The sequence below is a fragment of the Cypionkella sp. TWP1-2-1b2 genome (genome assembly GCF_049896245.1).
Lineage (GTDB): Bacteria > Pseudomonadota > Alphaproteobacteria > Rhodobacterales > Rhodobacteraceae > Cypionkella.
This window is the reverse complement of the sequence record NZ_JAFCTX010000018.1, coordinates 51127-62752: the sequence shown is the minus strand read 5'-3', so window position 1 is coordinate 62752 and position 11626 is coordinate 51127. Positions and strand designations below refer to the sequence as shown.

Below are 11626 nucleotides of genomic sequence, written 5' to 3'. Positions count from 1 at the left end.
AAAATGACCCAGCACAGTGGAGACATAGCGTTGAGCGAAGCGGCCCAAGATACAAACAGCCCCGACCCCAACAGCTATGTGCTAGAGGATCAAATCGGCTTCCTGCTGCGCCTTGCCAACCAGCGCCATCTGGAAATTTTCGCAGCCGCGCTGTCAGACGTAACCCCCACCCAATTTGCCACCTTGGTGAAACTGCACCAGCTTGGCGTGATGTCGCAAAACCACCTTGGCCGCCTCGTCGCCATGGACGCCGCCACCACCAACGGCGTTGTCACCCGCCTGCGCAAGAAGGGCTTTGTGCAAACCCAAGCCTCCACCAGCGATCTGCGACGGCTGGATGTGTCTTTGACAGCTGAGGGCGAGACCTTTGTGACAGCCACCCTACCAACAGCGTTTGAAGTTTCCGCCAAGACCACCAGCGCCCTGTCCGCCCGCGAAACAGCACAGCTTTTGACGCTGCTAGCGAAACTATAACGCGCTAAATCTTCACAATCCCCGCCGCCACCCAACGATCAAACCGCTCCAAAATAGTGTCTGTGAAGGCCGGATCGTTTATATGGGCGTCCAATTCCACCAACTCCACATTCTGCGGGCAAACCAGCCGCATCTCGTCACAAAATGCCGCCAAACCCTCCGCATCCTCCAGTGGCCCGCCCGCCCGGTCCCACTCATTGCCGCCCCGCACTGGCAAGAAAAACACCACCGGCCCCGCAGCCCCGGCCAATTTCCCACACATCTCGCGCGCCAGGTCCCGCCGCTGGTCCGGGGTCTGCGCCACCGACGTCAGCAACCGATTGTGCGCGTGCGCGGGCGTGTCGCGAAACACCTCGGGCAGCGGCTGCCAGCCCACGAAGTCGATCAAATCATAGCAGCCAATCGACACCATCTGCGGAATGCCCATCCGTCCCGCATGGGTCATCCGATCAGCCCCCGCCGAGATCGCTGATCCGAACAAATGATTGCCCACCTCTTGGGGTGCGAAATCCATCACCGCCGCGAACGCGCCATCTGCCGCCAAACTCTCAAACGCCCGCCCGCCCATGCCGGTGGCGTGAAACACCGCCAGCTCAAACCCGCGCGCCTCCAGTGCCGGTTTCAACGCCACCATATAGCGCAGCACCGTCTTGCCAAAGCCGGTCATCCCGATCAGCGGCTTCTTCCACGCCGGAGCCTCCACCGCCCGCGCCGCGCCCAACACCGCTCCTGCGGCCTGAGACAGCGAGGCCTTACAGACCGAATTCAGCCCATACAGCCCGCCCGCCCACAAGATCATCTGAATATCCGCCGCCAACCGCGCGGGCGGAATCATCGGGCTGAAACTGATGGTCGAGACCACATATTTCGGCACCCCGAGTGGCAGCGCCGCACACAGATCCAACGCCAGATCGGTGCCCATTGATCCGCCCAACACCAGCACCCCATCAAACCGCCCCTCGCGATGCAGCCGCGCCGCCAACGCCGCCGCCCCCCGCGCCATCGCCTGCATCGCGACGTTTTCATCCTCAGCCGCGATGATTACCCCAATGGTGGTTTCGGCCTCGGCCACCACATCATGCTTCGACCAATCCGTCGCCGCTTTGGGGTTGCCCAGCACCGAGACGTCCATCGTCAGGGCTTCACCGCCCTGCTTGCGGATCACATCGGCCAGATAGGTCAACTCGTCGTCTTTGGTGTCATAAGTGCCGACGATCAGGATGCGATTGCCCATGATGTTCCCAAACAGTCTCTATTACAGCTGAATCCATGCAGTTTTCAGATCGGTATATTTGTCCAGCGCGTGCAGGCTCTTGTCATGGCCATTGCCAGACTGCTTCACCCCACCCAAAGGCACAGAGTTATCTGACCCGCCATAGGTGTTCACATGCACCACCCCTGCGCGTATCCCGCGTACCATCCGATGCGCGCGGCTTAGGTTTGAGGTCCAAACGCCCGAAGCCAGCCCGAAGTCGCTGGAATTTGCCAGCCGCAGCGCTTCAGATTCGTCCCTAAACGGCGTTACAGCGAGGATAGGGCCGAAAACTTCTTCGCGAAACAGACGATGGTCGGGACGCACACCTGTCACCACAGTCGGCTGCATGTAGTAGCCGCCGGTTTCCAGCAGCGTGCGCTTGCCACCTAGAACGATCTCGCCGCCTTCTTTCACCGCATCACTGACGAAACCGAGGTTGCCCTGCAACTGCACGTCGGAATTCACCGCGCCGATCTGGGTAGCAAGACTGAGAGGATTCCCAACCAGCATTTTTTCGGCACTAACAGCCAGCATAGAGACAAATTCGTCATGCACCGAAGTCTCCACCAACAGCCGCGAGCCCGCCACGCAAACCTGCCCGGCATTGCGGAAAATCGCCATTGCAGCGGCTTTTGCAGCTGCGGCCAGATCAGGCGCATCGGCGAAAACCACGTTCGGGCTTTTGCCGCCCAGTTCGAGATAGCAGCGCTTCAGGTTCGAGCGTGCTGCATATTCCAACAAGCGCCGCCCGGTCGGCCCCGATCCGGTGAACACCATCACATCGACATCCATCGACAGCGCCAAAGCCTCACCCGTCACCCGCCCCGGCCCGGTCACGACGTTGAACACGCCCGGCGGCACACCGGCCTCCAGCGCCAGATCAGCCAGTTTCAGCAAGGTTAGACACGCAGTTTCAGCAGGCTTCAGCACGATCGAGTTGCCCGCAGCCAACGCAGGCGCAATCTTCCACGCCCCGACCATCAGCGGGAAATTCCACGGCACGATCGCGGCCACCACACCAACGGGTTCGCGGTGGATCAGCGCCAGAATGTTGTCAGCGGTCGGCGCGATCTGGCCGTAAACCTTATCAATCGCCTCGGCGTAATAGCGGAACGTGCCAGCAGCGCTGCCCGGCTCGGCTTTCAGCGCCATACCAATGTCGGTGCCGTTGTCGCGCACGCCCAAAACCGCCAGTTCGAGACTGTTTTTCTCGATCAGATCGGCCAATCGGTGCAGAACGGCTTTGCGACCCGCAGGCGGCATCCGCGACCAAATCCCCGCCTCAAAGCTCGCCCGTGCCGAAGCCACCGCGCGCGCCACATCCCCAGCCGAGGCGGCGGCGGTTGTGGTCAGTTTTTGGCCATTGATCGGCGAGAGCACCACCGTCTCACCCGCTTCACCCGCCAGCCATTTGCCATCAATCAGCAGTTTGCCCGCAGGCACCGCAAGAGCGGCAAGACGGTCGATATCACTTTGGGTCGGCGTGGCCATGAGAGCCTCCTTAGGCATGAAAAAGGGCAGCCGTTGCCAGCCGCCCTATGGGATACAGATCAGGCTTTCGATTTACCCAAATCCTTGAACCGCGCCGGATCACGGGCGGCCAAGGCTGAGGCCAAAGCAAAACCAATCACGCCAAACAACGGCACCAAGGCCGGGATCGCCCAGGACAGCATACCTTGCGACCCGGTCAGCGCGCCAAAATCGCGGAAGATGATGAAGAACAAATAGGCCATCACCACGCCAGTCAGCAAAGGCAGCACTTTGGCCGAAAGCATGTTTTCACCCATCGCATCCGTGGCAAAGAAGGCAATCATCGCAAACGAAGTCAAGGCCATCAAGCCGAGCACACCCAAAGTGCCCATTTGGGTCATCCACACGAACAGGTTCAGCACCGGATCAAGGCCCTTGGCCACGAACAAAGACACCACTAGCAGAGCGATTATGGTTTGCAGCACCGATCCGATATGCGGGCTTTGAAAGCGCGGATGCGTGAAGCCAACCGCATCCGGCAGAATACCTTCCCGCCCTGCGACGAACTTATACCGCGCCACAGCGTTGTGAAACGCCAGCACCGCTGCAAAGATCGAGGTCATGAACAGCACGCCCATCACCGTGGTCAGGGTGCTGCCGATATAGGTTTCGCCCAGAATGAACAGAAATGCCGCGGGGTCTGGCAAGCCTTGCAGCGTCGGCAACAACTGATCCACGCCAATGCCCATCGTCATCAGCCACGAGGTCACTGTGTAGAACACGCCAATGGCCAGCACCGAGATATAGGTGGCTTTGGGCACCGTCACCGAGGGGTTCTTGGCTTCTTCCGAGTAAATCGTGGTCGCTTCAAAACCGATAAAGCCCGCAAAGCAGAACAGGAAACCGATTGAGGGTGTGCCCGAGGTGATCTGAGTCCAAGTGAAGGGTTGCAGATTGAGGCCAGCCGCGCCGCCTTTGAACAAGATCGACAGGTTCAGCAAAATGACAATCGCAAACTCAGCCAGTACCAGCAACATCAACACCTTGGCCGACAGATCAACCTGCCGATAGCCCAGCACCGCAACCAAAGCGATGGCGATATAGGTCCAGACATACCAAGGCAACTCCAGCCCAAACTGGGCAAAGGTGCCTGACGCAACAGCACCAAGCAGGCCCATCAGGCCAACCTGCATCGCATTGTAGGACAGGATCGCGACCATCGCAGCGGCTCCGCCAAACCGCCCACCAAGCCCTTGCGCCGCAAAGGCATAGAACGCACCTGCGTTCTTCACATGCCGTGACATCGCCACATAGCCGACCGAGAATGCCAGCAAGATCAGCGTGACGATCAGAAAGCTGCCGGCGATACCAGCGCCATTACCAAACAGCATCGAGGGCGGAATACCACCGCCCGCTCCGGTCAAAGGTGCCGCCGCCGAGACCACCAGAAAGGTGATGGCGCCGCCCCTCAGTGAGTTTTTCTTCAGTTGGTTTGAAGGAATGCCAGCCTCAGCCATGTTGCACCCCCGGATATGCGGAATTTCTCATGCGCGTTCCCTTCCTGTCGGTTGACTGCCCCCGTTCATCGGTGGCTTTTGGTTTGTTATTTGAACCGATGGTTCGATTTTATTTGACAGTACCCGCGACATTCTGTCAACTGAAATGAAAGGGTCTGGCCTGCAGGGTCGGATCAGAATGTTGGGCGCAAAATGGGTACTGTCTCTAAAGCACTGGAATTACTCGATTACTTCACCAAGGCGCGCCCGCTGATCGGGTTGTCGGATATTGCGCGTCTGGCTGATTTGAACAAAGCCACCTGTTTTCGTCTGCTGACCGAGCTTGGCGAAAATGGCTTTGTCGAGCAGGTCGGCACCAGCCGCGAATATCGGCTTGGCCCCAGCGTGCTGCGTCTGGCGGCCCTGCGCGAGGCGCAGGTGCCGACGCGCGATGCGGCGATGCCGGTGCTGCAGGTGTTAGCGCAGCAAACCGGTGAGACGGCGCATCTGTCGCTGCTGATCGCCGATATGCTGCGCCCGCTGGCGCATGCCTATAGCGCGGCCCATGCCACCAAGGTGATGCTGGAAGATACCGAGACGCTGCCGTTTCATGCCACCTCATCTGGCCTTGCGGTGCTGGCGTTTCAGCCCGAAGCCTTTCGCAACGCGGTGCTGGCAAAGCCGCTGGCGCAGCTGACCAGCACCACACTGACCAACCCCACCGCCCTGCGCGCGCGCATCGCCGAGGTGCGGGGTTTGGGCTATGCCGAAAGCCGGGGCGGCTACGAATCGGACGTTCATTCGATGGCGGTGCCGCTGTTTGACGCCTTGGGGCGCTGTAGCGGCGCGCTGGCGGTGGCGGCGCTTGGCACCCGGATGGGCGAGGCGCAGCGCCGGATGATCCGCTACGCGCTGCTGCAAGCGGGCAGTGAGATCACCACACTTTGGGGCGGCAGTTTGCCTGCCGATATCGCGACATTGTGGCGCTTGGCCGCTTGACGGAAGGAAAGACGATGAAAGACGAAAACTACCTGAAGGCCAACAATGCCCGCAGCCTGTGGCATCCGATGACCGCGCCTTCTGACAGCCTGAAAAACCCGCCCGCAATCATTGTTGGCGGCAAAGGCGTGCGGATCACCGATATCGACGGGCATGAGACGGTCGATGGTGTTGGCGGGTTGTGGAACGTCAATCTGGGCTATTCTTGCCAGCCGGTGAAAGACGCGATCACGCTTCAGATGGAGCGGTTGCCTTATTACTCGACCTTCCGGGGCACCTCGAACGATTGTGTCATCGAACTGGCTGAGGAGTTGCGCAAGTTTTTCGAGCCTGACGGTCTTGTAAGAGCTTTTTTTACCTCTGGCGGATCGGATTCGGTTGAAACCGCGCTGCGGCTGTCGCGGCAGTATCACAAGATCCGGGGCGATCAGGGGCGGGTGAAGTTTCTGTCCCTGAAGAAGGGCTATCACGGCACCCATATGGGTGGCGCTTCGGTGAACGGCAATGCCAATTTCCGCACGATGTACGAGCCGTTGTTGCCCGGTTGCCACCACATTCCGGCCCCTTATACCTATCGCAATCCGTTCAATGAAAGCGATCCGGCCAAGCTGGCGCAGCTGTGTCTGCAAGCTTTGGAGGATGAGATTGCGTTCCAAGGGGCCGCGACCATCGCGGCGTTTATCATGGAACCGATCCTTGGGGCGGGCGGGGTGATTTTGCCGCATGATAGCTTTATGCCGGGGGTGGAGGCGATCTGCCGGAGGAACGGCATCCTGCTGATTGCGGATGAGGTGATCACGGCGTTCGGGCGCACCGGGGCTTGGACCGGCAGTCGTTTGTGGGGGGTGAAGCCGGATTTCGCCTGTACTGCCAAGGCGATCACCAACGGTTATTTTCCCTTCGGGGCCACGATGATTTCCGAGCGTGTCGCAGAGGTGTTCGAATCTGATGAGACCGGCAAAGCCGCAATTGGCCATGGCTATACCTATTCCGGCCATCCGGTTGGGGCGGCGGCGGCGCTGGCTTGTTTGGAGGAAACCCAAAAGCTGAACGTCAAAGATAACGCGGCGGCGCGGGGGGCGGAATTGTATCAGGGGCTGCTGGATTTGCAGGCCAAGCATGAGGCGATTGGCGATGTGCGCGGTGGGCATGGGCTGATGTGCGCGATTGAACTGGTGGCGGATCGGGCCACGAAAAAACCCGCTGACAAGGCCATTCCGGGCAAGGTGCAGGCGGCGGCCTATAAGGCAGGTGCGATGGTGCGGGTGTCTGGCAACAACATCATCATGTCGCCGCCACTGGTGCTGACTTCGGCGGATGTGCAGGTGATTTTGTCGAGTTTGGACGCGGGATTTGCTGCGCTTTGATTTCTTCCCCGCTGGGAATGACTTGTGCAAAACAGCAATTTCTGAGGGAGTTTATACTATATATGGTAGTCATACCTAAAAAATCGCGCTGCCCTTACTGAATAGTCTCGGCCAGACGCGGCGCAACGGCGCGGACTTGGGCGATGTAATCCTGCAACATCGGCACCCGGCGCGGGCGGAAGCTTGCGCCGGAAAGTGTCACATCCTGCATCCGCCCCAGGTGAAATCGGCGGAAATCCTGGCGCAGACGGCACCATGCCAGACACATCAAAGCTTGGTCAAAATACACAATCGACAGCGGCCAAATCCGCCGCTCGGTCTGCGTGCCATTCATATCAAGATAGCGCAAGCTGACCTCTTGCTCGGCCCAAGACGCTTCACGCAACAAAGCCACATGCGCGGGCGGTGCTGTGCGGGTTTGAAACTTGATCGAGCGTGACACCGCATGAACTGCATGCCGCTGCACCCGTTCCGGCAGGGTGGCGACGATCTTCGCCATCGCCACTTCTGCCGCCTTTGCCATCGCCGGATCACCCATCTGCCGCACCTCGGCCAGACCCAGCACCAGCGCCTCGACCTCAAGCCGAGTGAACATCTGCGGCGGCAGCGCGGGGTCTTCGGTCAGCGTATAGCCCACACCCGCTTCACCGTTGATCAGTGCGCCGCCCGCCCGCAAGCTGTCCATGTCACGATAAATCGTACGCTCGGATACAGACATTTCCTCGGCCAATCGCGCAGCCGTCACTGGCTGCGGCAACATGCGCAGCGCGGTCAACAGGCGAAACAGGCGATCAGACTTGGCCATACCATCCTGACGGTTTCTGGCAGTAGGGGTATAGCATAAAGAGCCCATCGCAAAACACAACGGAGACGAAAAATGCTGACCCTGTTCCACGCCCCGCAGTCGCGCTCATCCGCCATCGTAACCCTGCTTGATGAGATGGGCATCACCGACAAGGTCGAGATCCGTCACGTCAACATCCTGCGCATGGATGGTTCTGGTGGTGTCGATCCGGCCAATCCGCACCCCGAAGGCAAGACTCCGGCGCTTCTGCACGACGGCCATCTGATCACCGAGCGCGGCGCGATCATGCTGCATCTGACCACGCTGTTCCCCGAAGCGGGGCTGGCACCCGCCGTTGGCTCGCCGTTGTGGGGCGCGTATCTGACATGGCTGTCGTGGTATCAGGGCGTGTTAGAGCCTGTTTTGGTGATCGGCGCGCTTGGCCTTGACCATCCCGGCATCCCGCGCACCTTCCGGGGCCATGCCGAGGCTGCTGCCCGGATCAGCAGCGCGCTGCAGAAAGGTCCGTGGCTGCTGGGCGAGAATTTTTCGGCCGCTGACCTGCTGGTCCATTCGCCCTACGCCTGGTTCCAGGATGTCACGCCCGACGATCCCCTGATCCGCGATTGGGTGGCACGCTGCATGGCCCGCCCCGCGCGGCTGCGGGTGTTGGCTGCGGATGCGACGGCGATGGCGAAAGCCGCCTGAGGCCAATCAGCCAAAATGCAAAAGGGCCGCCCAAGTGGACGACCCTTTCCAAATCTAACCGCAGCCTGAATCAAACTGCAATCCAAATCAAACCGCAGTCTGAATTCAAGCGTTGACGCTGTCTTTCAGTGCCTTGGCGATGGCGAATTTCACTTGCTTGTCGGCGGCTTTGGTCACGGTCTCACCGGTTGCCGGGTTGCGAACCTGACGCTCGGGGCGCTCACGGCAAGCCATCTTGCCCAGACCCGGCAGCATCACCGAACCACCAGCCGCAACTTCGCGCGCAACAACAGCCGCGACGGCGTCCAGTGCTGCTGCCGCGGTTTTCTTGTCCGCACCCATTTCGTCCGAGATCGCGGCAAGCAGTTGCGTTTTGGTCATGGCTTTGTTCATCGTGTTGTCCTTGTTTCCGGCCCTCATGCTTCAGGGGCCCTGATATGGCGGATATAGCGGCTTCTCATGATTTTGCGCCCTATGGCAAGCCCTTTCGGCCTAAAATAAGGGATTTCCTTACATCGGTTCAGGTTTTTACGGCAGCATGGGCATCGGAAAACGCCTTCGAGAGACGCGCGAGGCAGCGATTTCCGATACTTTGTAAACCGGAACCGCTGTGGTCACAGGAAGGCCGTCTCTTCAAAGCTGCGCAACTTGCGGCTGTGTATCCGCTCGATCGGCATGTCGCGCAGGCGTTCCATCGCGCGGATGCCGATTTGCAGATGACGCGAAACTTGGGTCTTGTAGAACTCGCTTGCCATGCCGGGCAGCTTCAACTCGCCATGCAAGGGTTTGTCGGAAACGCACAGCAAGGTGCCGTAGGGGACGCGAAAGCGGAAGCCGTTGGCGGCGATGGTGGCGCTTTCCATATCCAACGCAATCGCGCGGGATTGGGACAGGCGTTGCACCGGGCCGGATTTGTCGCGCAGTTCCCAATTCCGATTGTCGATGGTGGCGACGGTGCCGGTGCGCATGATGCGTTTCAGCTCGTAGCCTTCCAGCTGGGTGACTTCGGCCACCGCCTCTTGCAGCGCGATTTGAATCTCGGCCAGCGCGGGGATCGGCACCCAGACCGGCAGGTCGTCATCCAACACATGATCTTCGCGCAGATAGGCATGGGCGAGACAGAAATCGCCCAAGGACTGAGAGTTGCGCAGGCCGGCGCAATGACCGACCATCAGCCAGGCGTGGGGACGCAGTACCGCGATATGATCGGTCGCGGTTTTGGCGTTGGATGGGCCGACGCCGATATTCACCAAGGTGATGCCGTTGCCGTCGGCGCGTTTGAGGTGATACGTCGGCATCTGCGGCGTTTTGGTCGAGGGCATAATCACCCCATCCGGTGTGGTGATTTCCTGATTTCCGGTGGCGACAAAGCTGGTGTAGCCCGAGTCTTCATCGGCCAGGGTGATGCGGGCATAAGCCTCAAACTCATCAACGTAGAACTGGTAGTTGGTGAACAGCACATGGTTCTGAAAATGCGTCGGATCGGTCGCGGTGTAGTGGGACAGTCGCGCAAGGCTGTAATCCACCCTTTGCGCCGTAAACGGGGCAAGCGGCTGCGAGCCATCGGCGTTATGGGTGCGGGTGCCGTTGACGATATCATCATTGGTGGTGGCGAGGTCAGGCACGTCAAAGACATCGCGCAGGCTGAATTCCAGCACACCCTCTTGCGGCACCGACACCGCCGGGTTGCCTGCCACCGCGAAATGCACCGGGATCGGCGTGTCGGAATAGCCGATCTGTACCGAAACACCGTGGTTTTGCATCAACAGGCTGATCTGCTGGATCAGATAGTTGCGGAACAAATCAGGCCGGGTGATCGTGGTGGCATAGGTGCCGGGGCTGGCGACATGGCCAAAGGCGAGGCGGCTGTCGGTCTTGATATGGCTGCTGACGGTCAACCGGATTTCGGGATAAAACGCGCGGATACGGGTGGCGGGCTTGGCACCTGTGACCGAGGCACTGAAATGCTGGGATAGGAAACTTGTGGCATCATTGTAAAGCACCTCAAGCCGATCTACGGCTTCAGCGGCATCGGTGTAGGAGACTGGGGCGGTGAAATCAGGGATCAGGATCAGAGCGGGTTCGTCGTTCATGGCATTATCTTCTTCTTTTTGATCGGGCATCTAAGGCCGAAGCGGGCGGTTTCGCAAGTGAAGTCTTGATGACGCAGGCCTGCCCGCATCTGGGGTCTTGCGAAGCAGCAGGAGGGCGGGAATAAAGGCGCGATGAAAACCTTGCTTTCCCTTGGACACGGCTATTCTGCGGCGGCTTTGACGGCATTGCTGATCCCGCTGGGCTGGCGGGTGATCGGCACCACGCAAACGCCGGACCGGATTGCCGCTTTGCAGGTTCAGGGGGTGGAGCCGCTGTTGTGGCCTTGCGATATTGGCCCGGCACTGGAACAGGCGACGCATATCTTGGCCTCGGCTGCCCCTGATGGTTCTGGCGATCCATTCCTGCACGCAGCCCGCGATCAGATCATCGCCGCGCGGCCCGAATGGGTGGGCTATCTTTCCACCACGGCGGTGTATGGCGACCATCAGGGTGGCTGGGTGGATGAGGATACCCCGGTCAACCCGCAATCGGCGCGGGCGGTGCAGCGGGTGCTGGCAGAGCGGCAATGGTTGGCCACGGGGTTGCCGGTGCAGGTGTTTCGCCTGGCCGGGATCTACGGGCCGGGACGGGGACCGTTTGAGAAAGTGCGCGATGGCTCGGCGCGGCGGGTGATCAAGGCAAACCAGGTGTTCAGCCGCATCCATGTTGAGGATATTGCCGCGACGTTGCTGGGCTCGATCCGGCATCCTGATCCGGGGGCGATCTATAATGTCTGCGATGATAATCCCGCGCCGCCCGAAGATGTGCTGTCTTATGCGGCGGCTTTGTTGGGCTATCCTGAACCGCCGACGGTGCGGTTTGACGAGGCGGAGATGACGCCGATGCAGGTGAGTTTCTATTCAGAATCAAAGCGGGTTCGGAATGATCGGATCAAGCGGGATTTGGGGGTCAGGCTGGCTTATCCGACCTATCAGGACGGGCTTAGGGGGCTTTTGAAGTGAGGGGCCCGCGTTGGAAC

The 11626-nt window shown here is 60.0% G+C and carries 11 protein-coding genes; 5 read left to right on the top strand and 6 right to left on the bottom strand.

Translation table 11 applies throughout. The features are described from left to right. Positions 1-30: 30 nt before the first annotated feature. Entirely contained in the window at positions 31-474 is a 444-nt protein-coding gene (locus ACP7AP_RS13320) for a MarR family winged helix-turn-helix transcriptional regulator (RefSeq protein WP_426034696.1), read from the top strand. A gap of 4 nt (positions 475-478) precedes the next feature. Here ACP7AP_RS13320 and ACP7AP_RS13315 read toward each other — a convergent pair whose 3' ends face one another. Genes ACP7AP_RS13315 through ACP7AP_RS13305 form a run of 3 tightly spaced genes read right to left on the bottom strand, consistent with a single transcriptional unit; the run spans position 479 to position 4716 of the window. Then, positions 479-1708, bottom strand: coding sequence for a Tm-1-like ATP-binding domain-containing protein (locus ACP7AP_RS13315; RefSeq protein ID WP_426034695.1), 1230 nt, complete (start codon positions 1706-1708; stop codon positions 479-481). Positions 1709-1729: 21 nt separating this feature from the next. Beyond that, positions 1730-3220, bottom strand: a complete 1491-nt coding sequence (locus ACP7AP_RS13310; RefSeq protein ID WP_426034694.1) for an aldehyde dehydrogenase family protein — start codon at positions 3218-3220, stop codon at positions 1730-1732. 59 nt (positions 3221-3279) lie between these two features. After that, positions 3280-4716, bottom strand: a complete 1437-nt coding sequence (locus ACP7AP_RS13305) for an APC family permease (protein WP_426034693.1) — start codon at positions 4714-4716, stop codon at positions 3280-3282. Positions 4717-4908: 192 nt separating this feature from the next. Between ACP7AP_RS13305 and ACP7AP_RS13300 the strand changes: the two genes are divergently transcribed. Beyond that, positions 4909-5694: an IclR family transcriptional regulator gene (locus ACP7AP_RS13300; RefSeq protein WP_426034692.1), complete on the top strand. Its 786-nt coding sequence runs from the start codon at positions 4909-4911 to the stop codon at positions 5692-5694. Positions 5695-5708: 14 nt separating this feature from the next. Continuing rightward, a complete protein-coding gene (locus ACP7AP_RS13295; RefSeq protein ID WP_426034691.1) occupies positions 5709-7061 on the top strand; it encodes an aminotransferase class III-fold pyridoxal phosphate-dependent enzyme in 1353 nt (450 codons plus the stop codon). Between the two features lie 94 nt (positions 7062-7155). On the opposite strand, the gene ACP7AP_RS13290 is transcribed toward ACP7AP_RS13295, so the two are convergent. Further along, the gene (locus tag ACP7AP_RS13290) at positions 7156-7866 is read right to left on the bottom strand and encodes a helix-turn-helix transcriptional regulator (protein ID WP_426034690.1); all 711 of its coding nucleotides are present in this window, start codon (positions 7864-7866) and stop codon (positions 7156-7158) included. 72 nt (positions 7867-7938) lie between these two features. Here ACP7AP_RS13290 and ACP7AP_RS13285 point away from each other — a divergent pair, with 72 nt between their 5' ends. After that, the gene (locus ACP7AP_RS13285; RefSeq protein WP_426034689.1) at positions 7939-8553 is read left to right on the top strand and encodes a glutathione S-transferase family protein; all 615 of its coding nucleotides are present in this window, start codon (positions 7939-7941) and stop codon (positions 8551-8553) included. A 105-nt stretch (positions 8554-8658) separates the two neighbouring features. Here the strand turns inward: ACP7AP_RS13285 and ACP7AP_RS13280 are convergent, their stop codons facing one another. Both ACP7AP_RS13280 and ACP7AP_RS13275 read right to left on the bottom strand, forming a co-directional pair. Next, positions 8659-8946: an HU family DNA-binding protein gene (locus ACP7AP_RS13280; protein WP_426034688.1), complete on the bottom strand. Its 288-nt coding sequence runs from the start codon at positions 8944-8946 to the stop codon at positions 8659-8661. 221 nt (positions 8947-9167) lie between these two features. Continuing rightward, positions 9168-10646, bottom strand: a complete 1479-nt coding sequence (locus tag ACP7AP_RS13275) for an AMP nucleosidase (protein ID WP_426034687.1) — start codon at positions 10644-10646, stop codon at positions 9168-9170. A 132-nt stretch (positions 10647-10778) separates the two neighbouring features. On the opposite strand from ACP7AP_RS13275, the gene ACP7AP_RS13270 reads away from it, so the two are divergent. Further along, complete coding sequence (locus ACP7AP_RS13270) at positions 10779-11609, top strand: SDR family oxidoreductase (protein WP_426034686.1); 831 nt, start codon at positions 10779-10781, stop codon at positions 11607-11609. Positions 11610-11626 lie beyond the last annotated feature (17 nt).

Bases quoted from the DNA above. Each gene is read 5' to 3' on its own strand.
- ACP7AP_RS13315 (WP_426034695.1), bottom strand. From the start codon at position 1,708: ATGGGCAATCGCATCCTGATCGTCGGCACTTATGACACCAAAGACGAC.
- ACP7AP_RS13310 (WP_426034694.1), bottom strand. From the start codon at position 3,220: ATGGCCACGCCGACCCAAAGTGATATCGACCGTCTTGCCGCTCTTGCG.
- ACP7AP_RS13305 (WP_426034693.1), bottom strand. From the start codon at position 4,716: ATGGCTGAGGCTGGCATTCCTTCAAACCAACTGAAGAAAAACTCACTG.
- ACP7AP_RS13300 (WP_426034692.1), top strand. From the start codon at position 4,909: ATGGGTACTGTCTCTAAAGCACTGGAATTACTCGATTACTTCACCAAG.
- ACP7AP_RS13295 (WP_426034691.1), top strand. From the start codon at position 5,709: ATGAAAGACGAAAACTACCTGAAGGCCAACAATGCCCGCAGCCTGTGG.
- ACP7AP_RS13290 (WP_426034690.1), bottom strand. From the start codon at position 7,866: ATGGCCAAGTCTGATCGCCTGTTTCGCCTGTTGACCGCGCTGCGCATG.
- ACP7AP_RS13285 (WP_426034689.1), top strand. From the start codon at position 7,939: ATGCTGACCCTGTTCCACGCCCCGCAGTCGCGCTCATCCGCCATCGTA.
- ACP7AP_RS13280 (WP_426034688.1), bottom strand. From the start codon at position 8,946: ATGAACAAAGCCATGACCAAAACGCAACTGCTTGCCGCGATCTCGGAC.
- ACP7AP_RS13275 (WP_426034687.1), bottom strand. From the start codon at position 10,646: ATGAACGACGAACCCGCTCTGATCCTGATCCCTGATTTCACCGCCCCA.
- ACP7AP_RS13270 (WP_426034686.1), top strand. From the start codon at position 10,779: ATGAAAACCTTGCTTTCCCTTGGACACGGCTATTCTGCGGCGGCTTTG.